23 protein-coding genes and 4 tRNA genes are annotated in these 24,720 nt (G+C 46.0%); 3 read left to right on the top strand and 24 right to left on the bottom strand.

All coding sequences use genetic code 11. The annotated features are described in order from the left end of the window. Positions 1-380: 380 nt before the first annotated feature. From K2G43_RS03360 to rpmH, 8 genes are all read right to left on the bottom strand, one after another. Positions 381-1,070, bottom strand: coding sequence for an SGNH/GDSL hydrolase family protein (locus K2G43_RS03360; protein WP_297644639.1), 690 nt, complete (start codon positions 1,068-1,070; stop codon positions 381-383). Between the two features lie 91 nt (positions 1,071-1,161). Next, positions 1,162-1,551, bottom strand: coding sequence for a rhodanese-like domain-containing protein (locus K2G43_RS03355; RefSeq protein WP_297644641.1), 390 nt, complete (start codon positions 1,549-1,551; stop codon positions 1,162-1,164). Positions 1,552-1,565: 14 nt separating this feature from the next. Next, positions 1,566-2,234 carry a NigD-like C-terminal domain-containing protein gene (locus K2G43_RS03350; RefSeq protein ID WP_300152968.1) on the bottom strand — a complete coding sequence of 223 codons (669 nt, stop codon included), beginning with the start codon at positions 2,232-2,234 and terminating at the stop codon, positions 1,566-1,568. A 4-nt stretch (positions 2,235-2,238) separates the two neighbouring features. After that, positions 2,239-3,393, bottom strand: a complete 1,155-nt coding sequence (locus K2G43_RS03345) for an acyltransferase (protein ID WP_300152967.1) — start codon at positions 3,391-3,393, stop codon at positions 2,239-2,241. 158 nt (positions 3,394-3,551) lie between these two features. Then, a complete protein-coding gene (locus K2G43_RS03340; RefSeq protein ID WP_297644648.1) occupies positions 3,552-4,535 on the bottom strand; it encodes a D-alanine--D-alanine ligase in 984 nt (327 codons plus the stop codon). Next, a complete protein-coding gene (locus K2G43_RS03335; RefSeq protein ID WP_297644650.1) occupies positions 4,532-5,608 on the bottom strand; it encodes an RluA family pseudouridine synthase in 1,077 nt (358 codons plus the stop codon). The genes K2G43_RS03340 and K2G43_RS03335 overlap by 4 nt, the downstream gene beginning before the upstream one ends. Positions 5,609-5,636: 28 nt before the next feature. Then, positions 5,637-6,290: a PASTA domain-containing protein gene (locus tag K2G43_RS03330; protein WP_297644652.1), complete on the bottom strand. Its 654-nt coding sequence runs from the start codon at positions 6,288-6,290 to the stop codon at positions 5,637-5,639. Positions 6,291-6,494: 204 nt separating this feature from the next. Continuing rightward, on the bottom strand, positions 6,495-6,656 hold the full coding sequence (gene rpmH, locus K2G43_RS03325) for a 50S ribosomal protein L34 (RefSeq protein ID WP_004292199.1): 162 nt from the start codon (positions 6,654-6,656) through the stop codon (positions 6,495-6,497). Between the two features lie 193 nt (positions 6,657-6,849). Here rpmH and efp point away from each other — a divergent pair, with 193 nt between their 5' ends. The 3 genes from efp (at position 6,850) to radC (ending at position 9,645) form a co-directional block, all read left to right on the top strand. Next, a complete protein-coding gene (gene efp / locus K2G43_RS03320) occupies positions 6,850-7,416 on the top strand; it encodes an elongation factor P (RefSeq protein ID WP_297644351.1) in 567 nt (188 codons plus the stop codon). 431 nt (positions 7,417-7,847) lie between these two features. Next, on the top strand, positions 7,848-8,837 hold the full coding sequence (locus tag K2G43_RS03315; protein WP_300152966.1) for a glycosyltransferase: 990 nt from the start codon (positions 7,848-7,850) through the stop codon (positions 8,835-8,837). Positions 8,838-8,958: 121 nt separating this feature from the next. Continuing rightward, the gene (radC, locus tag K2G43_RS03310) at positions 8,959-9,645 is read left to right on the top strand and encodes a DNA repair protein RadC (protein WP_300152965.1); all 687 of its coding nucleotides are present in this window, start codon (positions 8,959-8,961) and stop codon (positions 9,643-9,645) included. A 284-nt stretch (positions 9,646-9,929) separates the two neighbouring features. On the opposite strand, the gene rpoC is transcribed toward radC, so the two are convergent. The 16 genes from rpoC to rpsU all read right to left on the bottom strand — a co-directional run bounded on the left by rpoC (position 9,930) and on the right by rpsU (position 24,479). Continuing rightward, positions 9,930-14,225: a DNA-directed RNA polymerase subunit beta' gene (gene rpoC, locus K2G43_RS03305; protein WP_297644345.1), complete on the bottom strand. Its 4,296-nt coding sequence runs from the start codon at positions 14,223-14,225 to the stop codon at positions 9,930-9,932. 146 nt (positions 14,226-14,371) lie between these two features. Next, entirely contained in the window at positions 14,372-18,184 is a 3,813-nt protein-coding gene (rpoB, locus tag K2G43_RS03300) for a DNA-directed RNA polymerase subunit beta (protein ID WP_297644201.1), read from the bottom strand. A gap of 104 nt (positions 18,185-18,288) precedes the next feature. Continuing rightward, on the bottom strand, positions 18,289-18,666 hold the full coding sequence (rplL, locus tag K2G43_RS03295; RefSeq protein ID WP_007662129.1) for a 50S ribosomal protein L7/L12: 378 nt from the start codon (positions 18,664-18,666) through the stop codon (positions 18,289-18,291). Between the two features lie 47 nt (positions 18,667-18,713). Beyond that, complete coding sequence (gene rplJ / locus K2G43_RS03290) at positions 18,714-19,232, bottom strand: 50S ribosomal protein L10 (RefSeq protein WP_294633904.1); 519 nt, start codon at positions 19,230-19,232, stop codon at positions 18,714-18,716. Positions 19,233-19,247: 15 nt separating this feature from the next. Further along, positions 19,248-19,946, bottom strand: a complete 699-nt coding sequence (rplA, locus tag K2G43_RS03285; RefSeq protein ID WP_294633905.1) for a 50S ribosomal protein L1 — start codon at positions 19,944-19,946, stop codon at positions 19,248-19,250. Positions 19,947-19,961: 15 nt separating this feature from the next. Continuing rightward, positions 19,962-20,405 (bottom strand): 50S ribosomal protein L11, encoded by a 444-nt coding sequence (gene rplK, locus K2G43_RS03280; protein ID WP_294633906.1) that lies wholly within the window; start codon positions 20,403-20,405, stop codon positions 19,962-19,964. Between the two features lie 57 nt (positions 20,406-20,462). Continuing rightward, positions 20,463-21,005, bottom strand: a complete 543-nt coding sequence (nusG, locus tag K2G43_RS03275) for a transcription termination/antitermination protein NusG (protein ID WP_294633907.1) — start codon at positions 21,003-21,005, stop codon at positions 20,463-20,465. A 12-nt stretch (positions 21,006-21,017) separates the two neighbouring features. Beyond that, complete coding sequence (secE, locus tag K2G43_RS13500) at positions 21,018-21,209, bottom strand: preprotein translocase subunit SecE (protein WP_363174848.1); 192 nt, start codon at positions 21,207-21,209, stop codon at positions 21,018-21,020. Positions 21,210-21,223: 14 nt separating this feature from the next. Next, positions 21,224-21,296 (bottom strand) — tRNA-Trp (locus K2G43_RS03270). A gap of 54 nt (positions 21,297-21,350) precedes the next feature. Continuing rightward, entirely contained in the window at positions 21,351-22,535 is a 1,185-nt protein-coding gene (gene tuf, locus K2G43_RS03265) for an elongation factor Tu (protein ID WP_297644205.1), read from the bottom strand. A gap of 48 nt (positions 22,536-22,583) precedes the next feature. Continuing rightward, positions 22,584-22,655: transfer RNA gene (locus K2G43_RS03260), tRNA-Thr, on the bottom strand. 18 nt (positions 22,656-22,673) lie between these two features. Then, positions 22,674-22,756 (bottom strand) — tRNA-Tyr (locus tag K2G43_RS03255). A gap of 88 nt (positions 22,757-22,844) precedes the next feature. Beyond that, positions 22,845-22,918, bottom strand: a tRNA-Thr gene (locus tag K2G43_RS03250). A gap of 94 nt (positions 22,919-23,012) precedes the next feature. Next, positions 23,013-23,312 (bottom strand): ribosome-associated translation inhibitor RaiA, encoded by a 300-nt coding sequence (gene raiA / locus K2G43_RS03245; protein WP_300152964.1) that lies wholly within the window; start codon positions 23,310-23,312, stop codon positions 23,013-23,015. A gap of 17 nt (positions 23,313-23,329) precedes the next feature. Continuing rightward, positions 23,330-24,214: a tyrosine recombinase XerC gene (locus K2G43_RS03240; RefSeq protein ID WP_300152963.1), complete on the bottom strand. Its 885-nt coding sequence runs from the start codon at positions 24,212-24,214 to the stop codon at positions 23,330-23,332. A gap of 73 nt (positions 24,215-24,287) precedes the next feature. Next, complete coding sequence (gene rpsU / locus K2G43_RS03235; RefSeq protein ID WP_300152962.1) at positions 24,288-24,479, bottom strand: 30S ribosomal protein S21; 192 nt, start codon at positions 24,477-24,479, stop codon at positions 24,288-24,290. Positions 24,480-24,720 lie beyond the last annotated feature (241 nt).

Genomic DNA, 24,720 nt, shown 5'->3' with positions numbered 1-24,720 from the left:
AAAGTAGCGGGTTTTAGGATATGGGCCAAATATATAGAGAACTTTTTTGAGGGTTTTCATGAACTTTTTCTTAAATGGCTGATTTATAAGTATGTTTTATAACAGGTTTTTGAGGAAGAAAGGAGGAAGGGGAAAAGGGGGACACATTATTATATATATTAATCCGATAAAGAACATAATAACGAAACCTACCATCTGCATACTGATTACATACACATATACCCCGATTTAACAAATACTCAGGTCTATCAATCATCTTATTCACACATGATTATCAATCAATTACATATTCAAAAGGATAAAGCAGAAGCTTGTATAAGAAAAACAATGATTGGAAAACCTTCAAGCAAAGACAAAAAGTGCATGATTCCGCCAAAGGATTAGAAAAGGGCATTCAAGCCCGCTTTCCACACCTGTAGGCAAATGCTTTTCATGCCTTCTACAGAAGGATGTCCCCATTGTTTGTCTATGTCATGCAGAAGAATGTTGCAAATGCCGTAGTGAGCACAGATTTCATTCATAGACGTTGTAATCTCTTCCGATAGTTCGGTATTGGTGATATTGAAAATTTTGGCGCGGGGGTAACGCTTCATCATATAGTCCAGCATACGGGCAAATGCCGGGCGGAAAGAATAAAGACTTTCTTTGGTCCAACTTTCGTACTGGAATTCACCAATGGGGACACCTGCCCAACTATCATTTGTACCTCCAAAAATAAGAATAATATCAGGATTGCCCAAGTTTTCCATCCGGGTGACAAAAGAACGATCCGAAAAATCGGCTTGCTTATAACCCGTATTACAAATCGTAGCACCGGAAAATGAGTTGTTGCGTTCCAATTGCAGGCCGTGTTCCTCTATCAGAAGATGCCACCAAGTTTCTTCCACTTTCGTCACGTCATTTTCTTTCTTCTCATCGGGGAGACCGTACCAACAGATATTGGATTCTGGTGTGACATGACCATAGAAAGTAGAATAGGAATCACCAAGAACAGAGACTTTCTTTTGAGCTAAGACACCCGACACAATAGTCAGGAGCCAAACAAAAAGTAAAAATTTGCGTTTCATCATAAATCAGATTTTAGTTATGGTACAAATGTACAAAAAAAAGGTCACATTTACAACTTGAGTTCAGGTAAACCATGCCTCCTAAAGCCATTGCCTACTTTTCAACTTCTTTTCCAACTTCTGCCCAACTCTGAAAACCTTTTTCCAATTCATAGACCACATAGCCCTTCTTACTCAGCATAGAGGCGGCTTTCTTACTACGCTTGCCGCTACGACAATAAAGGGCTACAGGATTCTCTTTTTGCAGCATAGAATCGGCAACAATTTCAAAAGCTTCATCCAGAACATTGATATTGATACTGCCGGGAATATGTCCTTCTGAATACTCGGCGACAGTACGCACATCCAGCAGCTGCACATCCGGGGCAACAATAATTGTTGCAAACTCATCTACAGGAACAGACTTAAATTCAGAACTTTTCTGTTGCAAACAGGAAAAGAAAGTGCTACAAACAAGGCCAAAGCCCGCCAATAAAGTTTTCATCGAATCTTTTATGTTTATTCAGGTATATAATCAAAGTTATAGGTCTTGACGTTTTCGGAATAGGTATGCACGCTTAAATGGACCGTCACATTCCTCACACCCTCCGCTGCATATTGGCGCAAGGGCAAGGAGGCATAAACACGCCTCGTATAAGATGCGACCTTTTCCTCTACTTCATGATAAAGCGTCAGATAGACATCGCAACATCCGGTCGCGGCATCTGCCGTCACTTCATCTTCTACAAAATCCAACGTGTGTTTCCCTCCTTCTTTTACTTCCAGCGTCATATTCAGATAGTCGAGCCCCATCCAGATGCTCAACACATCAAGCGGGTCGGTCTTGACACCTTCCTCAAATTTGTCGGCTGTCCGGGGAAGGCCGGAAATCACCTGGCTCAACGCATACAGCCTTGCGCCGGGACTACCGTCGGCAGCCCTCTCCAATGCATAATTGCTAATGATACGGGCTGAAGCATTCGCGTCAATGCGCGTATTCGTCCGGTCTTCCACCACCGAAAGGTTTTCTCCTTCGTCCGTCAGCACACTGCGCAAACTGCCATCCGCTCCTGCAAAAGCAGTCATGAACTCCAGTTTTACCGAAGGGTAATGATACTTATCGTCATCGCACGCCGACATCAGACAGAGCAGCAATGGCAAAATCCACCCATAACAACGCCTGTTCATATCTCTATCTTTTCAAGACCGCCAATTGGTTTTTCAACGGATTGGCATACATCTGTAACATCTTCTCACGTAAAAAATCCGTATCCTTATCAGGTATCGTGATGCGTTGCAGCTGCTTTTCTATATAAGAAACAAAACGCTGCTTGTCTTCTGCTGTATAATGAGAGGTGAAATTATCGCTTCCTTCGAGCAAATCGTGCGCCACGTAATTGTTTGGATACATCCGGTAATTGGCATGAATGCGTTGGTCTATCAGCATAGAAATGCGGGCAAACAGCTCGGGCTTCGGCAACGAGTGGTCTATCTTCGACAGCTCATCGTTGATGCAAGGCGCTATTTGGAAATGCACCCTGCCTTTGTAGCCGAACAATCCGGTCTGCATATTCAACAAATCGTCCGCCGTTGTCTTCTTATAATCGGCAATGTCGCGTTTCAGTTGAAACTCCTGCGCCTTCAGGAAATCGCAAGGGTCGAACTCATACGAAATAGCCAATGGAGCAATGTTCATCTCCATCAGCCGATCGATAACGTCGCCTTCTCCCCCCATGGCAAGCATCTTCAACACGCTGTCCTGCGTACGGTCGTTGGAGTCCTTGGCACGTCCTTCGCGCTGGGCTATCCAGATGGATTGCTTCTTCTCGGCAATGGTGTAGTGCATATAACGGGACATGCAGGCAGATGCCGCCAACATCTGGCGCATGGTCAACGCACGCTGCACGATAAAGGACTTGTTGACACGGACAAATTTCTTAATCCACGGATAGATTAGCAGATTGTCGCCGATGGCAATCTCCACTGTATCCAGTCCCCTTTCCACCAACAATATGGAGAGGAAACCGGAATCAAGGATAATGTCGCGATGATTGGATATATACGTGCAAGCCATTTCCCTGTCATCCGGCACGGTGACATAATCCAACGTCAATCCATCCGTAACCTCCTTTGCCAGCTTCTTCAGAAGTCCGTAGCAGAAAGCCTTCTGGAACTCCATCTTGGTTTTACACGCACGCATTTTCTGCGCCAGCACCTCAAAAGGCACATCGGGCATCACGACACCAACCACCTGCCTGAACGCCGGGTCGGCAATCAGCTCCTCAAAGACCTGAGGAAGCTCTTCGTCATGATAAGGACGGATTTCATCAAACTCCGTGTACATCATAATGATTGTATTTAATTTTAAAGGAGCTGCCGGGAGTTAGAGGAAGTTGTCTGGAGTTAAAGGCCGATGCTTTGTCATATCCACAAACAGAACCGGCTTTTAGCCCCTAAGCCCGCCCAATCGGGCGATAACTCCTTTTAACTCCTCAAAGAATACTCCTATTGATTACTAATTCCATTCTCTATAATATCCGTCATCACATCCTTTATGTCCAGTCCGGCGGCACGCACCTGCTGGGGAATGAAGCTGGTGGCGGTCATTCCGGGAGTGGTGTTCACTTCCAGCAGATTGATTTTCTCGCCTTCGGTGATGATGTAATCCACGCGGATGATGCCGACGGCTCCGAGGATGTCATAAATGGCGGAAGTCAGCGTCTGCACGCGACGGGTCAGATCATCGGAAATGCGGGCAGGAGTTATCTCGTCCGACTCGCCTTCGTACTTCGCCTTGTAGTCGAAGTATTCGTTGTGGGTCACCACTTCGGTGATGGGGAAAATAACGGACTTCTCCCGAGTCTTGTAGCAGCCGCAGGTTATCTCGGTGCCGTCCATGAAGGCCTCGACCAACACTTCCCGCGCCTCGGCAAAGGCTTTGGCAATGGCCGGCTGTATCTGCTCGCGAGTCTTCACCTTGGTGACTCCGAAGCTGGATCCTCCCAAGCTGGGTTTGATGAAGCAGGGCAGGCCTATCTTCTCTATTACATCATCGTCGGAGATGGACTGCCCGCTGCGCAGCAACAACGAGTCGGCTATGCGCACGCCGAAACCTTTCAGGAACTGACTACAGGCAAACTTGTCGTAAGTGAGCGATGCCGCCAGCACTCCGCAGCAAGAGTAAGGGATATGCAACATGTCGAAGTAGCCTTGCAAAAGGCCGTCTTCGCCTGGTGTGCCGTGAATGGTGATATAGGCAAAGTCGAAGATGACCTTCGCACCGTTCAGCATGAAACTGAAGTCGTTGCGATCCACCGGAACATTTGTTCCATCGGGCAACCGGACGTGCCAGTCCAGCCCGCGCATACCTACTATATATAATGTATATTTCTCCTTGTCGATGAAGGAGTAAATTCCTTGTGCACTGCGCAAGGAAACTTCAAATTCGGAGGTGTCTCCTCCGCAAACGATAGCAATCGTACGTTTCATTCTAAATCTCTGTTACTGATATAGCTTCTCCACTTCTCTATCAGCCGATTCATGTCATCGGGCAACTCAGAGGTGAAGTGCATTTCTTCTCCCGTGACGGGATGCACAAACCCAAGCGTCATAGCATGTAACGCCTGCCGCGGACAAGTGTCGAAGCAATTGTTTACAAATTGTTTGTATTTAGCAAAGTGGGTTCCTTTCAAGATTTCGTGTCCGCCATAGCGCTCGTCGTTGAACAAGACGTGTCCGATGTGCTTCATGTGCACACGAATCTGATGGGTGCGTCCTGTTTCAAGAATACATTCCACCAACGTGACGTAGCCGAAACGTTCCAGCACCCGATAATGGGTCACGGCGTGCTTTCCCTGATCGTCGGGAAGTACCGCCATCTGCATCCGGTCTTTGGGATTCCTGCCGATGTTGCCGACTACCGTACCTTCATCCTGCTCCACATTTCCCCAGACCAGCGCACGATAACGCCGTTTGGTCGTCTTGTTGAAAAACTGATTGCCCAGATGAGTCTTGGCATCAGGGGTTTTGGCTATCACCAGCAGGCCGGAAGTATCTTTGTCAATGCGGTGCACCAACCCCACGTGCGGGTCGTTGGCATCATAGTGTGGATTGTCCTTCATGTGCCAGGCTATGGCATTGACCAATGTACCGTGATAGTTGCCATGCCCGGGATGCACCACCAATCCGGCAGGCTTGTTTACCACCATCACAAACTTGTCCTCATACACGATATTGAGGGGAATGTCTTCGGGAATAATTTCGTTCTCATAGCGCGGGCGGTCCATCATCACGGTAATGACGTCCAGCGGCTTCACCTTGTAACTGCTCTTCACGGGCTTTCCGTTTGCCATCACAAAACCCGCATCGGCAGCTTTCTGGATGCGGTTACGTGAGGAGTTCGTCAAGCGGTCGAAGAGATACTTGTCCACACGCATCATCTCCTGCCCCTTGTCCACCACCACACGGAAGTGTTCGTAAAGCTGCGCCTCCTCGCCCACCGGTTCTATATCGTCCAGTTCATCATTCTCTATATCTATGCCGTCCGGCAATTCTTCCATCATCGCTCTATCTAGGGTTGAAGTTTATCGATTAGAACCAAGATTCATCGGCAGAAGTATCCTCACTCCGGGCATTATTCCCAGTGACAATCGTAATGGAGTCTCCTAAAGAATCCGTTCCTTCCAAAAGGCCGCCGCCATCGCCCACCATCAAGGTCAACACCGCCCCGATGGGAACCTGGGCACCGGTAACCAACTTCCGTCCTTTGTACTTCACGCCATATACCCAGTCTTTCTCACCGGAGATGTATTCTATCTCCGCCAACTTAAAGCCAGCAGCCAGCATGCGCGCTTCCGCTTGCCGCAACGAACTATTGTCCGCCACATCAGGCACTACGCACTGGGGAGCATCAACGGTATTGATTGTAAGATAAATGACACGTCCTTCCTTCACTTTCTGACCTACAGACGGATTGCATTCAAGGATGCAGCCGGCAGGCAAGGTCTTGACATAATTGGAATCCGACACGATGCTCACCAGTCCGTGGTTACGGAACACTTTCTCGGCTTCTCCTACAAACATTCCTTTCACATCGGGCACTACCACAGCTTCCCCATGACGGGTATATGCGTCCAACCACTTCAGTGCACCGAACAGCATTCCGCACACCGCTACCACCATCATCAGGAGGTTGATCCAAAAGTATCTGTTCTGACGGAAAGAGAAAAAATCTTTTACAGCCATAGTCTCTTCTTATTTATTTGGAGGCAAATATACAATAATAAAATGAGAAGAGAAGAATAGCAAGGAAAAACTATCATCTGAAATGAATCCTATAAATCCCCCACCCGCCTTTCGTGACGTCTGCGAAAAGCGCTAGACTGCCCATAAAAAAAGCCACAAATATCACTATTTGCGGCTTTCTATTTCTTTATACAAGGAAATGGCTTATGCTTTCACTCCGTTGTACTCGTCAGAAACTGTCAGTTTCTTTCTGCCTTTGGCGCGGCGTGCTGCCAATACTCTGCGGCCGTTTGCTGTAGCCATTCTCTCACGGAAACCGTGCTTGTTCTTTCTCTTTCTGTTAGAGGGTTGAAATGTTCTTTTCATTGCTGTATCTTGTTTATGTTATTATTCTCACGAATTCGGGCTGCAAAAATAGAGACTTTTTTCAAATAAAACAAGAGATAACTCTTTTTCCCTCAAAAGTTTTTGTGTTTTTTACCGATTTCCATTACTTTTGCACCCGCAAATCGAAGTTTAAAAGCAATAAATACTAACATAAATATAAAGACTACAAGTTATGATTAATGCCCAAGACATTAAAATCGGAACTTGCATCCGTATGGATGGCAAGTTGTATTTCTGTATCGACTTCCTGCATGTAAAGCCGGGAAAAGGAAACACTTTCATGCGCACCAAGCTGAAAGACGTAGTGAACGGATACGTATTGGAACGCCGCTTCAACATCGGTGAGAAACTGGAAGACGTACGCGTAGAACGCCGTCCTCACCAATATCTCTACAAAGAAGGAGATGACTACTTGTTCATGAACCAAGAGACTTTCGACCAAATTCCCATCGCCCACGACTTGATTAACGGTGTGGAGTTCCTGCTCGAAGGAATGGTTGTTGATGTGGTTTCCGATGCTTCTACAGAGACCGTGTTGTATGCTGATATGCCTATCAAGGTTCAGATGAAGGTTACCTACACCGAACCGGGTCTGAAAGGCGATACTGCCACCAACACGCTGAAGCCGGCTACCGTAGAATCGGGTGCCGAAGTTCGTGTTCCCCTCTTCATCAACGAAGGCGAAACCATCGAAATCGATACACGCGACGGTTCCTACGTAGGTCGTGTAAAGGCATAATGCCCTTCCAAAAATCTGATAAAGCATTTTATCACATATCCACTGAAGGTGTGTCGAAATTTCGACACACCTTTTTTTGTCTCGTCCGGCCTCCGGAGTGATGCCGCACAGCATCCGTTGGCAAAGCGAATGAATCGCCCCATCGAAGGAATCACAGAACACACTGATTATCAATAACTAACACACACTTTGACAGACACTTGTGTTCAACATGACAAACACAAGTGTTCAACATGACAGACACAAGTGTTTGAGACGACAGACACAAGTGCCTGTCAAACCGGGACATATAGAGGTGCGTTTCACACTTCAAAGGCCGGATGAACTCTTCTTTTTCTACCCCCGGCACGAAAGCCCTTATTGAAACTTTTCGTTGCATCACTTTGTTTTGCGGCCAAATTCCGTTAGTTTTGCAGAAAAACACCCATCTTATGAGATATTCCGTCATTATCCCCGTATATAACCGCCCCGACGAAGTGGACGAACTGCTGCAAAGCCTGACCCAACAAAATTTCAAAGACTTCGAAGTGGTGGTCGTAGAAGACGGCTCCTCCATCCCCTGCAAAGAAGTAGTGGAACAATATCAGGAACTGTTGGACATACATTATTACCACAAACCGAACTCCGGTCCCGGCCAAACCCGCAACTACGGAGCGGAACGAAGCAAAGGAGAATACCTGATTATCCTGGATTCCGACTGCATCCTGCCCGAAGGCTACTTCGCCTCCGTAGAGGCGGAGCTTCAACGAGAACCGGCCGATGCCTTCGGTGGTCCCGACCGCGCCCACAGCTCCTTCACCAACATACAGAAAGCCATCAACTACTCGATGACTTCTTTCTTCACAACGGGCGGCATCCGTGGTGGGAAAAAGAAGATGGACAAATTCTATCCGCGCAGTTTCAACATGGGAGTGCGGCACAACGTGTATCAAGCTTTGGGCGGCTTCTCTCGGATGCGCTTCGGCGAGGACATCGACTTCAGCATCCGCATCTTCAAAGAAGGCTACCGGTGCAGGCTGTTCCCCGATGCATGGGTCTATCACAAACGCCGCACAGACCTGAAGAAGTTCTTCAAGCAAGTGCACAACTCCGGCATCGCCCGCATCAACCTGTACAAGAAATATCCCGAATCGTTGAAGTTGGTCCACCTACTGCCCGCCGCATTCACACTGGGAACGGCGTTGTTGCTTCTCGCAACACCTTTCTGCCTGTACAGCCCGGCCCCCATCGCTCTCTACGCCCTTCTGGTCTGCGCAGACTCCACCGTCCGGAATCATAGTTTGCGCATCGGCTTCTACTCCATCGCCGCCTCCTTCATACAACTCATCGGATACGGAACGGGATTCCTACGTGCATGGTGGAACCGTTGCGTATGCGGCAAGGAAGAGTTTGAGGCATTCAAGAAGAATTTCTATAAATAGAAAAAGACAACAAGAATTAAAGGGAGTTATCAACCGATATTTTGATTTGTGTCAGTAGCACTATTGACTTCTTACTCCCTCTTGCTCCCGATAACACCTTAAAAAAATACCAAAGAAAAACATGGAAAAACTGAATATCAACCAATGGGCAGAAGAAGACCGCCCACGGGAAAAAATGATGCAAAAAGGGGCGGAAGCCTTAAGCGATGCCGAATTGCTTGCCATCCTCATCGGTTCGGGCAACAGGGAAGAGACTGCCGTGGCACTGATGCAACGGGTGCTCGCCGCCTGCGGCAACGACCTGAACCAACTCGGCAAATGGGAGGTGCACGATTTCGCACGCTTCAAAGGATTGGGACCTGCCAAAAGCATCACCATCATGGCGGCACTGGAGCTGGGTAAACGGCGCAAACGGCAAGAGCGCCCCGAACGCCGCACCATCCGTTCCTCCATAGACATCTACGAACTGTTCCACCCTCTACTCTGCGACCTCCCCACCGAAGAGTTCTGGGTATTGCTGCTGAACCAAGCCGCTAAAGTGATAGACAAGGTACGCATCAGCCGCGGCGGCATCGACCAAACCACCGCCGACGTGCGCACCATCCTACGCGAGGCGTTGCTGCAACGTGCCGTGCAAATCGTCCTCATCCACAATCACCCTTCCGGCAACCCGCGCCCCAGCAACGATGACCGCCACCTGACAGAACATGTCAAGAAAGCCGCCCAAACCATGAACATACGCCTGACCGACCACCTCATCGTTACAGACGGAAAATACTATAGCTTCAACGACGAAGGAGTATTGTAAGCTTTCCTGTTTTCACAGATGGCTCGATCAATATTCATTCCTCCCTTCCGCAAGGTTCACCAAGAAACATGGCTTCATTTAGAAAAGTTAGAGGAGTTATCAGCCGAAAAGCCGGCTTAGGAGTGAAAAGCCGATAGTGCCGCAACGGAATCAGATACAAGCGTATCGACGACAACCCCTGTAAATGAAAAAGCCGTAAACAAGAAAGACAAAAAAGGGTGATTCGGAAAATCCGAACCACCCCTCTGTCTTCAAACAAAATAACTGATTGTATTGACGTATCGTTATTCTTCTACTTTCTCATCGACAGCATAGTCGAGCACCGTCTTCTTGTTGGCAAGCATACGGTCATACTCTTCTTTGGAGCCCACGATGATTTTCTCGAAGTCGCGCTGTCCGGTTCCGGCAGGAATCAGGTGACCGCAAATCACGTTCTCCTTCATACCTTCCAGACGATCCACCTTGCCGTTGATAGCAGCCTCGTTGAGCACCTTCGTCGTTTCCTGGAAGGAAGCCGCCGACATAAAGCTGGAAGTCTGCAATGCGGCACGTGTGATACCCTGAAGAATCTGCGTAGAAGTGGCAGGCACTGCGTCACGCACTTCAACAGGCTTCAAGTCACGACGTTTCAACATGGAGTTCTCGTCGCGGAGCTTACGGGCAGTCACAATCTGACCGGCCTGCAAGTTCTGAGAGTCACCGGCATCCACAACCACTTTCTTACCCCAGATGCGATCGTTCTCTTCCATGAACTCTATCTTGTCAACCACCTGCTGCTCCAGGAAGCGGGTATCACCCGGCTCATCGATTTGAACCTTACGCATCATCTGGCGAACGATGATTTCAAAGTGCTTGTCGTTAATCTTCACACCCTGCAGACGATATACGTCTTGAACCTCGTTCACGATATATTCTTGTACAGCTGTGGGACCTTTGATGGCGAGGATATCGGCAGGCGTGATGGCACCGTCGGACAACGGAGTACCGGCACGCACATAGTCGTTCTCCTGAACCAATATCTGCTTGGACAGAGGTACGAGATACTTCTTCACCTCACCGGTCTTGGAAGTAACGATGATTTCGCGATTACCACGTTTCACCTTACCCATCGTAACCTCACCATCAATTTCCGATACCACAGCAGGGTTGGACGGATTACGTGCCTCGAACAGCTCAGTGACACGCGGAAGACCACCCGTGATATCACCCGCCTTACCAACGGCACGCGGAATCTTCACGATAACCTCACCGGCTTTCACCTTCTGTCCGTCTTCCACTACCACGTGGCCGCCTACCGGCAAGTTGTAAGTACGAATCAATTCACCGTCTTCGGTCAAGATGTGTGCCGACGGCACTTTCGTCTTATCCTTGGATTCGATGATGATGATTTCACGCAAACCGGTAGATTCATCGGACTCAACCTTATAAGTTACATTCTCAATAACACCTTCAAACTCAATCTTACCGGTAGCTTCGGTAATGATAACCGCGTTGAACGGATCCCAACGGGCAATCAGCTTGCCCTTCTCCACCATTTCACCATCGGCTGCGTAGAGTGTAGAACCGTAGGGAACGTTGTGCGTAGAGAGTATAATACCCGTATTGACATCCACGAAGCGCACTTCGGCCAAACGGCCTACAACCACCTTGGCCGGTTCGCCGGCTTCATCGATAACATCTACCGTGCGGAGTTCCTCGAATTCCAGACGGGCATCGTTCTTGGCAACGATACTTGCGTTGGCAGCGATATTGGCTGCCGTACCACCGGCGTGGAACGTACGCAATGTCAACTGTGTACCCGGCTCACCGATAGACTGCGCGGCAATAACACCTACTGCCTCGCCCTTATTAACCATACGGCTGGAAGCCAGATTGCGTCCATAACACTTGGCGCAAACGCCTTTTCTGGACTCACAAGTCAATACTGAGCGGATTTCAACACTCTCAATCGGAGAATCTTCAATCTTCTGAGCGATGTCTTCGGTAATCTCTTCACCACCGGCAACAATCAGTTCACCGGTTGTAGGATGAACAATATCGTGTACGGATACACGGCCCAGGATACGTTCGTACAGCGTAGCAATGACTTCATCATTGTTCTTCAATGCCGTGCAAATCAATCCGCGCAGCGTACCGCAATCCTCTTCGTTGATAATCACATCGTGTGACACGTCCACCAAACGACGGGTCAAGTATCCGGCATCGGCAGTCTTCAAGGCAGTATCGGCCAAACCCTTACGAGCACCGTGCGTAGAGATAAAGTACTCCAACACGGACAAACCTTCCTTAAAGTTAGAAAGAATCGGGTTTTCAATAATCTGACCGCCCTCGGCACCTGCTTTCTGCGGTTTCGCCATCAAACCACGCATACCGGAAAGCTGACGAATCTGCTCCTTAGAACCACGGGCACCGGAATCCAACATCATATATACGGAGTTGAAACCTTGGTCATCACTCGAAATGGTCTTCATCAAGATGTTAGACAACTCGGAGTTTACGTGTGTCCAGATATCGATAACCTGGTTGTAACGCTCGTTGTTGGTGATGAAACCCATGTTATAGTTATTGATGACCTGCTCAACTTCATCGTATCCCTTCTGTACCAACGCTTCCTTCTCTTCAGGAATGATGATATCGCCCAAGTTGAATGACAAACCACCCTTGAAGGCCATGTAGTAACCAAGGTTCTTGATACCATCAAGGAAGTTGGCAGCCTTGGCAACACCACACACTTTGATTACGTGACTGATGATGTCGCGAAGTGACTTCTTAGAGATAATGGTATTGATATAACCCGCTTCTGCCGGAACAATTTCATTCACAATCACACGACCTACAGACGTATCGTGCATCATTTTGTTGACAATGTTTCCGTTTTCATCAACGTCCTTCACAATGACGCTTATCGGAGCATGAATATCACACTTGCCTTCGTTATAAGCGATAAGTGCTTCTTCAGGACCATAGAATGTCAAACCTTCTCCCTTAGCGCCCTTACGCAGTTTGGTAATGTAATACAAACCAAGCACCATATCCTGTGCAGGCACCGTAATAGGAGCACCGTTAGCAGGGTTCAAGATGTTATGTGATTGAAGCATCAACATTTGTGCTTCCAAAATAGCTTCGTTGCTCAAAGGCAAGTGAACGGCCATCTGGTCACCGTCGAAGTCGGCATTAAACGCCGTACAAGCCAACGGGTGCAGCTGAATAGCCTTACCTTCAATCATCTTAGGTTGAAAAGCTTGAATACCCAGACGGTGAAGCGTCGGGGCACGGTTCAACAATACCGGATGACCCTTCATCACGTGTTCCAAAATATCCCAGATAACGGGTTCTTTTCGGTCCACAATCTTCTTGGCGCTCTTCACGGTCTTCACAATGCCGCGTTCAATCAGCTTACGGATAATGAACGGTTTGTAAAGTTCGGCTGCCATCAATTTCGGAATACCGCACTCACCCATCTTCAACTCCGGCCCTACAACGATTACAGAACGTGCAGAGTAGTCAACACGCTTACCCAACAGATTCTGACGGAAACGTCCTTGCTTACCTTTCAAACTATCGGAGAGTGACTTCAACGGACGGTTAGCATCCGTCTTCACAGCACTTGACTTACGAGAGTTATCAAACAAAGAATCAACCGCTTCCTGCAACATACGCTTCTCATTACGCAGAATCACATCAGGAGCCTTGATTTCAATCAATCGCTTCAAGCGGTTGTTACGTATGATGACACGACGGTAGAGGTCGTTCAAGTCGGAAGTGGCAAAACGGCCACCGTCCAACGGAACCAACGGACGAAGTTCGGGCGGAATAACCGGTACGATGCGTACAATCATCCATTCCGGTTTGTTGCGTCCGCGTGACGAACGGAAAGACTCAACCACCTGAAGACGTTTCAAGGCTTCCGTCTTGCGCTGCTGTGAAGCATCGCTTCCCGCACGATGACGCAACTCGTATGACAAAGAGTCAAGATCCAAATGAGAAAGCAAATCATAAATTGCCTCCGCACCCATCTTGGCAATGAATTTATTGGGGTCTGAGTCTTCAAGGAACTGATTGTCTTTCGGCAATTTTTCCAACAAGTCCAGATATTCTCCTTCTTCCAGCAAATCGTATTGTGCTACCTCATCGGACAAAACACCCGGTTGGATAACCACATAACGCTCATAATAGATAATGGCATCCAGCTTCTTGGTGGGTACCCCCAGCAAGTAACCAATCTTATTGGGAAGCGAACGGAAATACCAGATATGAGCCACCGGTACAACCAACTGAATGTGTCCCATGCGCTCACGACGCACCTTCTTTTCAGTCACTTCCACACCACAACGGTCGCAGACGATGCCTTTGTAACGGATACGCTTGTACTTACCGCAATGGCACTCATAGTCTTTGATAGGACCGAAAATGCGCTCACAGAACAAACCGTCACGCTCAGGCTTATACGTACGATAGTTGATGGTTTCAGGCTTTAAAACTTCACCACTCGAATTCTCTAAGATTTCCTCCGGAGAAGCCAAACCGATAGAGATTTTCGAGAAATTACTCTTTATCTTATTATCTTTTCTAAAAGCCATAAATTATGTAATTTACTAATATGAAAATGTGCTAATATGCTAATATGCTAATGAGAGAATGTGCTAATGAGATTAATGGATTTAAGGTTAATGAGCCAAATGTGCAACATTCGCACATTGGCACATTAACCACATTAGCATATTATCTATTCAAGGTTGATGCTCAAGCCCAAGCCTCGCAACTCGTGCAGCAATACGTTCAGTGACTCAGGAATACCCGGTGTAGGCATCGGTTCACCCTTCACGATTGCTTCGTATGCCTTGGAACGTCCGACAACATCATCCGACTTGATAGTCAGAATCTCTTGCAGAATGTGTGCGGCACCGAACGCCTCGAGTGCCCAAACCTCCATTTCTCCGAAACGCTGACCACCAAACTGCGCCTTACCACCCAACGGCTGTTGCGTAATAAGTGAGTACGGACCGATGGAACGTGCGTGCATCTTGTCTTCAACCATGTGGCCGAGTTTCAACATATAAGTGACACCGACCGTAGCTTGTTGTTCAAACGCCTCACCCGTACCGCCATCATACAGCGTAGTCTTGCCATAGCGGGGCACACCAGCCTTGTCGGTCCATTCATTCAAGTCATCCAGCGATGCACCGTCAAAGATAGGAGTAGCGAACTTCACGCCCAACTTCTTACCGGCACGTCCAAGAACAGCCTCAAAAATCTGACCGATGTTCATACGTGAAGGCACGCCCAACGGATTCAGTACAATATCCACCGGTGTACCATCAGCCAAGAACGGCATATCTTCCTGACGAACTACACGGGAAACAATACCCTTGTTACCGTGACGACCGGCCATCTTATCACCTACACCAATCTTACGCTTCTTGGCGATATATACCTTGGCCATCTGAATGATACCGGCAGGCAGCTCGTCACCGATAGTAATGGCAAACTTCTTGCGTTTCAATTCCGCATCGAGTTCCTTATATTTCTTGATGAAATTCATCACCAACGCCCGAATCAGGCCATTGGTATGTTCATCTTTTGTCCAATTGCTCAACTGAACAGCGGTGAAATCCAAATCGCTAAAGTCGGAAACGGAGAATCTGGCACCTTTGGAAATAATATCCGCACCCATATAATCCTTCACGCCTTCCGACGTATAGTTTTCGGTAAGTTTCATCAACTTATTAACCAGAATCTTCTTCAGTTCACCGGCTTTCGCTTCAAATTCATCGTCAATCTTAGGCAACAATGCCTTGTCTGCCAGCTTGGAACTGCGTGTCTTGATAACACGGGAGAACAAACGTTTGCCGATGACAACACCTTTCAAAGAAGGAGAAGCCTTCAAAGAAGCATCCTTCACATCGCCAGCCTTATCACCGAAGATAGCACGAAGCAATTTCTCTTCCGGTGAGGGGTCAGATTCACCTTTCGGAGTAATCTTACCGATAAGAATGTCACCCGGCTCAATACGGGCACCCACACGGACAATACCGTTCTCGTCCAGATCTTTCGTTGCCTCTTCACTCACGTTAGGAATATCAGAGGTCAGTTCTTCCATACCTCGCTTCGTTTCACGAACTTCCAAAGAGTACTCTTCTACGTGTACAGAAGTCAAAAGGTCTTCACGAACCACACGTTCGTTCAGCACAATGGCATCCTCGTAGTTATAACCCTTCCACGGCATATAGGCAACCAGCAGGTTCTTACCCAAAGCAAGTTCGCCGTCTTCAGTAGAATAACCCTCCGTCAGAATCTGCCCTGCGGTTACACGCTGTCCCTTCTCGCAAATAGGACGAAGGTCGATGGTCATATTCTGGTTGGTACGCCGCCACTTAGGAATCCGGTACTCTTTCAGAGCAGGCTCGAAGCTGACGAACTCTTCGTCCTCTGTGCGGTCATACAAGATACGGATAGTCGTTGCATCCACAAAATCAACCACACCGTCGCCCTCAGCGGTAATCTGTGTACGAGAATCTCTCGCCAATTGACGCTCAATGCCTGTACCCACAATAGGAGCCTCGCTCTTCAACAAAGGAACCGCCTGGCGCATCATGTTTGAACCCATCAACGCACGGTTAGCGTCATCGTGTTCCAAGAAAGGAATCAACGAAGCCGCAATAGAGGCAATCTGCTGCGGAGACACGTCCATCAATTCAACCTCATCCGGAGCAACTACCGGATAATCGGCATCCTGACGCGATTTTACCTTATCGCGGATGAAGGTACCGTCATCGTTCAAAGGCGCATTACCTTGAGCAATAATTTTAGCTTCTTCCTCTTCAGCCGTCAGATAAAGCAATCCTTCATCAGAAAGGTCAACCTTGCCGTTCTCCACCTTACGATAAGGAGTCGAGATAAAGCCAAGCTCATTAATCTTGGCAAACACACAAAGTGAAGAAATCAAACCGATGTTCGGACCTTCAGGAGTCTCAATCGGACAAAGGCGACCATAGTGAGTGTAGTGTACGTCACGAACCTCGAAACCTGCACGCTCACGTGACAAACCACCAGGACCGAGGGCAGACATACGACGCTTATGAGTAATTTCAGCCAACGGATTGGTCTGGTCCATAAACTGTGACAAAGCATTCGTTCCGAAGAATGAATTAATGACAGACGAAATGGTCTTGGCGTTAATCAAATCAATCGGAGTGAAGACCTCATTGTCACGGACGTTCATACGTTCGCGAATCGTACGTGACATACGTGCCAGACCGATAGCAAACTGATTGGACAACTGCTCACCCACCGTACGCACACGACGGTTGCTCAAGTGGTCGATATCATCCACATCAGCTTTCGAGTTAATCAGCTCAATCAGATACTTGATGATTTCAATGATATCTTCCTTGGTCAAGACACGCACATCCATATCGGTCGTCAGGTTCAGCTTCTTGTTGATACGATAACGGCCTACATCACCCAAGTCATATCTCTTTTCTGAGAAGAACAGGTTGTTGATAACCTCGCGCGCACTGGCATCATCGGCCGGGTCTGCATTACGCAACTGGCGATAGATGTAAAGCACCGCTTCTTTTTCCGAGTTACTCGGGTCCTTCTGCAACGTATTATATATGATAGAATAGTCAGATTGATTCGGTTCCTCCTTGTGCACGAGGATGTTCTGAACACCTGACTCTAAAATGATGTCAACATGTTCCGGCTCAATTACAGTTTCACGGTCGATAACGACTTCGTTACGCTCGATAGAAACAACTTCACCGGTATCTTCATCTACAAAATCCTCAATCCATGCTTTCAGGACACGTGCAGCCAACTTACGTCCCACTACTTTCTTCAGGTTCGTCTTGTTCACCTTCACGTCTTCTGCCAAATTGAAGATTTCAAGAATATCCTTATCATTCTCGAAACCGATGGCTCTCAACAAAGTAGTAACCGGCAATTTCTTCTTACGGTCAATGTAAGCGTACATCACATTGTTAATGTCGGTAGCGAACTCAATCCATGAGCCCTTGAACGGGATAATACGGGCTGAGTACAATTTGCTACCGTTAGCATGTACACTTTGTCCGAAGAACACACCCGGTGAACGATGAAGCTGAGATACGACCACACGTTCCGCACCATTAATGACGAATGTCGCCTTGTCGGTCATATAAGGAATAGGTCCAAGGAACACATCCTGAATGACCGTGTCAAAATCTTCGTGGTCGGGGTCGGTACAATATAATTTCAATTTTGCTTTCAGAGGTACACTATAAGTAAGCCCTCGCTCTATACACTCATCGATGGTATAACGCGGCGGATCAATATAATAGTCCAAAAACTCAAGAACAAAATTATTTCTTGTATCGGCAATGGGGAAGTTTTCAGCAAATACTTTATACAATCCCTCGTTCTTACGTTTCTCAGGTGGGGTGTCCAGTTGTAGAAAGTCTTTGAATGACTTCAATTGTACTTCCAAAAAATCCGGATAATCCAGCGGATTCTTAGTCGAAGCAAAATTAATTCTTTGATTTACAGTATTTGAAGACATCTGTTAATGGATTTGTAGAACTTAATTTTAAATATATACACAAAAAGGTTAAGAACCCTTATGAGGAGGGTTCTTAACCGAATTACCTGATTTACAGGTTAATGTTATTTAAGTTCAACTTCAGCTCCAGCTTCTTCCAATGTTTTCTTCAATGATTCTGCTTCGTCTTTAGCCAAACCTTCTTTAACTACGCTAGGAGCACCGTCTACCATATCCTTAGCTTCTTTCAAGCCAAGACCACAAGCTTCCTTAACGGCCTTAACAACCTGAAGTTTAGCTGCACCAGCGCTCTTCAATACTACATCAAAAGACGTTTTTTCTTCAGCGGCTGCTGCACCACCAGCTGCAGGACCAGCAGCAACTGCAACAGCTGCAGCAGCAGGTTCAATACCATATTCTTCTTTAAGGATAGTTGCAAGTTCATTAACTTCTTTTACTGTCAAGTTAACTAATTGTTCTGCAAAAGCTTTCAAATCTGCCATTTTTGTATGATTTTAATTGTTTAATTACTAATTTGTTTATGAAAATTTTATTCGGGACGTTCACCAAGAGTTTTGAGAACTCCGTGAAGGGTGTTTCCACCTGATTGAAGAGCAGAGATAACATTCTTGGCCGGTGATTGCAACAAAGCAACGATATCGGCAATAACTTCATTCTTACTCTTGATACTAACGAGAGCATCCAATTGGTCTGCACCAACATAGAAGCTTTCTTCTGCATAAGCAGCTTTCAGTCCGGGAATACCATCTTTAGCATTTGCTTTGATCAACTTTGCAGGCAAGTTGGCAGTATTACAGAACATAACAGCTGTAGTACCTTTCAAGCAACCATAAAGCGGAGAATAATCCTCTTCCAATCCTTCCAATGCTTTGTGAAGCAATGTATTCTTCACCAACATCAACTTGATGTCAGATTTGAAACATTCTCTTCTCAACGCGCTTGTTGCAGCAGCGTCCATTGCAGTGATATCAATCAAATAGAAGTGATTATATTCCTTTACTGTAGCAGCAATCTGCTCAATAATCGTACTTTTATCTTCCTTTCTCATTATTACTCCGTTTTATTAGATTTCTTCTACTGATTTCGGGTCAATCTTGATACCTGCACTCATTGTGCTAGAAAGATAAATACTCTTAATATATGTACCCTTGGCTGCAGTCGGTTTCAACTTGATCAAAGTAGACATGAACTCTTTCGCATTATCACGAATTTGCTCAGGGCTAAATGATACTTTACCGATAGAAGTATGAACAATACCGTTTTTATCAACCTTGAAGTCAATCTTACCTTGTTTTACTTCCTTAACAGCTTTAGCAACATCCATAGTCACAGTACCACTCTTCGGGTTAGGCATCAATCCACGAGGACCGAGCACACGACCAAGTGCACCAATTTTACCCATGATAGACGGCATTGTGATGATCACATCAACATCAGTCCATCCACCTTTGATCTTTTCGATATATTCATCAAGACCAACATAGTCAGCTCCAGCTTCTTTAGCAGCAGCTTCAGCATCAGGCGTACAAAGCACCAATACGCGTACGACTTTACCCGTACCATGAGGAAGTGATACAACACCTCTCACCATCTGGTTTGCCTTACGCGGGTCAACGCCCAAACGTACGTCAATATCCAGTGAAGCATCAAACTTGGTGAAAGTGATTTCCTTTACCAAGGATGCAGCTTCTTTCAGTGAGTATGCTTTCCCTGCTTCAATTTTTTCTGCAGCCAACTTTTGATTTTTTGTCAGTTTACCCATTCTAATTGAAGTTTATTAGTTATTAACCGGGAATTCCCCTTTTACAGCGATACCCATACTTCTAGCCGTACCAGCAACCATTTTCATGGCAGCATCTACAGTAAAACAGTTCAAATCAACCAATTTATCCTGAGCAATTGTACGAACCTGTTCCCAAGTAATCTCGGCAACTTTCTTACGGTTTGGCTCAGCAGAACCACTCTTTACCTTAGTTACTTCCAGCAACTGAATAGCAACAGGAGGAGTCTTGATTACAAAATCAAAAGACTTATCTGCATAATAAGTGATAATTACAGGAAGAATCTTTCCTGCTTTGTCCTGGGTTCTGGCGTTGAATTGCTTGCAAAACTCCATAATATTAATACCCTTCGAACCCAAGGCAGGTCCAACGGGAGGTGATGGATTTGCCGCGCCTCCTTTAATCTGTAATTTGATTAGTCCAGCAACTTCTTTAGCCATTTTTTTATTGATTTATATATAAACATTAATAAAGAATATCACAGCGTAACACCTGCTTTATTCTTTTTCAACTTGCATAAAGCCCAATTCGAGCGGAGTTTTCCGACCGAATATTTTCACCATGACCTTAAGCTTTTTCTTCTCAGTGTTCACTTCTTCAATGATACCACTGAATCCACTGAATGGACCATAATTTACTTTCACAGTTTCACCGACTACATACGGGATACTCAGTTCTTCACTAGCATCCTGTAATTCATCCACCGTACCAAGTATACGATTCACTTCCGATTGTCTCAAAGGAACTGGTTTATCCGATCCCCCTAAGAAACCAATCACATTAGGAGTATTTCTCAAGTGGTGAGCGACCTCACCTACTAAAGCAGCCTCCACCAAAACGTAACCAGGGAGATAACTTCTCTCTTTCACAATTTTCTTACCATTGCGAACCTGATAAACCTTTTCGGTAGGAATCAATACCTGAGACACGTACTCACCAAGGTCACTGTTTTTAATGTCAGCTTCAAGATATTCCTTTACCTTAGCTTCTTTTCCGCTAATAGCACGCAAAACGTACCATTTTTTTTCAATCTCAGACATTTTTCCTCATTTTTAATTTGGATAAACTACATTCTCCATTAGATTCTGGAAACAAAAATCCATCGCGAATACTACCAATGCAATTAGCAGGGAAGCATATAAAACAACTACTGCACTGTTAGTAAGTTCAGAATAAGTAGGCCACGACACTTTATGTACAAGTTCGTCGTAAGTTTCTTTAATATAAGCTACAATCTTCTTCATTTCGAAAATATTAGCACGGGAGGAGAGGCTCGAACTCCCGACACCCGGTTTTGGAGACCGGTGCTCTACCAACTGAGCTACTCCCGTGTGAACATAATCAGTTCCCGGTACAATACCGAGAACTGATTAATTATCTGATGATTAGTCAAGAATTTCTGTAATCTGACCAGAACCTACCGTACGACCACCTTCACGAATAGCGAAGCGCAGACCTACATTCAAGGCTACCGGGTAAATCAATTCTACATTGATTTCTACGTTATCACCAGGCATTACCATTTCAGTTCCTTCCGGAAGAGAAATTTCACCTGTACAATCCATAGTACGCAAATAGAACTGAGGACGATATTTGTTATGGAACGGAGTGTGACGACCACCTTCTTCTTTCTTCAAAACATAGATAGAAGCTTTGAATTTAGAGTGAGGCTTAATCTGACCCGGCTTGCAGAGTACCATACCGCGCTTGATTTCGTTCTTGTCGATACCACGCAGCAACAGACCTACGTTATCACCAGCTTCACCTTCATCCAGCAATTTGCGGAACATTTCAACGCCAGTTACAACAGACTTCTTGTCTTCACCCAGACCGAGGATTTCAACTTCGTCACCTACATGGATAACACCAGCCTCAATACGACCAGTAGCTACAGTACCACGACCAGTGATAGAGAATACGTCTTCAACCGGCATCAAGAACGGTTTATCAACATCACGCGGAGGCAGAGGAATCCAGTTATCAACTGCATCCATCAATTCCATAACTTTTTCTTCCCACTTTTCAACGCCGTTCAATGCGCCAAGAGCAGAACCTTGGATAAACGGAGTGTTGTCACCGTCGAATTCGTATGCAGAAAGCAATTCACGCATTTCCATTTCAACGAGTTCCAACATTTCGGCATCGTCCACCATATCGCACTTGTTCATAAACACAACCAGTCTCGGTACGTTTACCTGACGAGCCAACAGGATGTGCTCGCGAGTCTGAGGCATCGGACCATCAGTTGCAGCAACTACGATGATAGCACCGTCCATCTGAGCAGCACCAGTTACCATGTTCTTTACGTAGTCGGCGTGACCCGGACAGTCAACGTGAGCATAGTGACGGTTAGCTGTTTCATACTCTACGTGAGAAGTATTGATTGTGATACCTCTTTCCTTTTCTTCAGGAGCGTTGTCGATAGAATCGAAAGAGCGCAACTCAGAAAGACCCTTCTTTGCCAATACTGTAGTGATGGCAGCTGTCAACGTGGTTTTACCGTGGTCAACGTGACCAATTGTACCAATGTTTACGTGCGGTTTGGTACGTTCGAATTTCTCTTTAGCCATAGCTTTACTTGTTATTTATTTGATTAATAATCAGCTTTACATCTTGTGAGCTGTTACCGGGACTTGAACCCGGGACCTCTTCCTTACCAAGGAAGTGCTCTACCGCTGAGCTATAACAGCAAGGAGAAAAAATAAGCGTGGGCAAAGATGGATTCGAACCACCGAAGGCGTAAGCCAGCAGATTTACAGTCTGCCCCATTTGGCCACTCTGGTATTTGCCCATTGTTTCGCAAATTAAAGAACTAACCATGAAAGAACGAAAAGACATACAATCTTATTTCATTTCCGTTTTAATTCTTTCTTTTCTTGAGCCTCTTGTCGGATTCGAACCAACGACCCCGAGATTACAAATCACGTGCTCTGGCCAACTGAGCTAAAGAGGCGAGTCTCAAAAAATGCAGCCGTCATGACTCAACATCATCGAAACGGCTGCAAATTTAAGCATTTATTTTTTACCCGCAAAATTTTAGCGGAAAATTATTTGTTTCGTTGCTTTTCCTTGTACTTAACCAGCTGTTTTTCCAAAGCCTCCAAGGACAAATCCACAGCTTCTTCAAACGTATCACAGACCTTATTCGCATAAAATTCGCCGTTGGGAATCAACACTTTCACTCCGGCTTCTTTGTTTTCGGCTGTTTCCGGTTTAACTACTTTCAATGACACCTCTACTTTCTTTATATCATCGTAAAATTTCTCCAACTTTGCAACTTTCTTCTGAATAAAAGATTGCAATTGCTCTGACGCGTCAAAGTGAATCGATTGAATTCTTACTTCCATACTTACCTCCTTTTACTTTAGGCTCGAGGATGAGCCTGGTTATACACTTTTTTAAGTTCTTCAAAAGTAGTATGCGTATAAACTTCCGTTGTCGCCAAACTTTCGTGTCCGAGCAACTCTTTTATCGAGTTCAGGTCGGCGCCATGGTTCAGCATGGCGGTTGCGAAAGTGTGCCTCAGCACATGGGGACTCCTTTTCTTTACAGTCACTACTTTCGATAGATTCCGTTTCACAAGCGACCTTACGAAATTCGCATCCAGCCGTCTGCCGCCCTTCTTTACGAAAAAAGCTTCCGAACGCACCGGAAATGTTTCATTCCGCATGTTGATGTAGCCACGCATCGAAGATTCCAATTCTTTGGCAAAAGGTATCAAACGTTGTTTATTCCGTTTTCCCGTCACCTTAATGAGGGAGGCGGAAAAATCCACATCGCCGTCATTCAGCCCCACCAATTCCGAAAGACGCATGCCGGTGGCATAAAACATCTCAAGAATCAGGTGGTCGCGACACCCTTCAAACCCCTCTTCAAAGCCTACATCGTCCAACAGTCGATCCATATCTTTTTCTTTTAAGAACACAGGAAGCGGCTTTTGGTTTTTAGGCCCCGTCACTTTTTGCAACGGATCTATCTCCACCATCCCTTTTCTTAAAAGGTATTTATAATAGGTTCGTATCGAACTCAGCTTTCGGTTGACTGTAGAAGCGATACAGCCATTGTCCATCAAAGAAGCAATCCAATCACGGACCAGCTCCGCATCCACGTCTTCCGGGGTTACATCCCCGACCTGCTCTTCACAAAATTTCTGCAATTCAAGAATAGCCGCCTTGTAATACGCCACCGTACCTTGGGCATAATTCCGTTCATACAGAAGATAGTCAAGAAAAGAGTCTGTCAACAACATATCGCTACATATCTAATTTCATGCAACGAATGTATAAAAAAGAATTCAATAATTCAAAGGAAATTACGAATTATTAATCTTCTACTTGCTGAAGTTTCTGAACGTAAACGGCACGTTCCATCTTAAGTCTCTTAGTTACAGACGGTTTATCAAATTGCTGTCTGCGTCTCAACTCTTTTACTGTGCCGGTCTTTTCAAATTTTCTCTTGAACTTCTTCAGCGCTTTCTCAATGTTTTCGCCTTCTTTTACAGGTACTACAATCATTTTCTTTTGATTAAATTAAATGTTAATGGTTTAAAAAATCTCACGATTAAATCGAGCGGCAAAAGTACGCATACTTTCTTTATTTACAAAACTTTCCTTCTAAAAAAGTAGAGAATTCAGCTTGTTTTTTCTGTTTTGGAAGGATAAATCGCAAAACTTTCTCCCCCATAACCGCAACGGGACAAGCCACGGAAGAGGGATTTTGTATTTACTACGGCTCTTTCATCTATGGGGTTAAAAG

The sequence above is a fragment of the Bacteroides sp. genome (assembly GCF_029057325.1).
In the GTDB taxonomy this organism is placed as follows: Bacteria; Bacteroidota; Bacteroidia; order Bacteroidales; family Bacteroidaceae; genus Bacteroides.
This window is presented reverse-complemented; position numbering and strand designations above follow the sequence as displayed.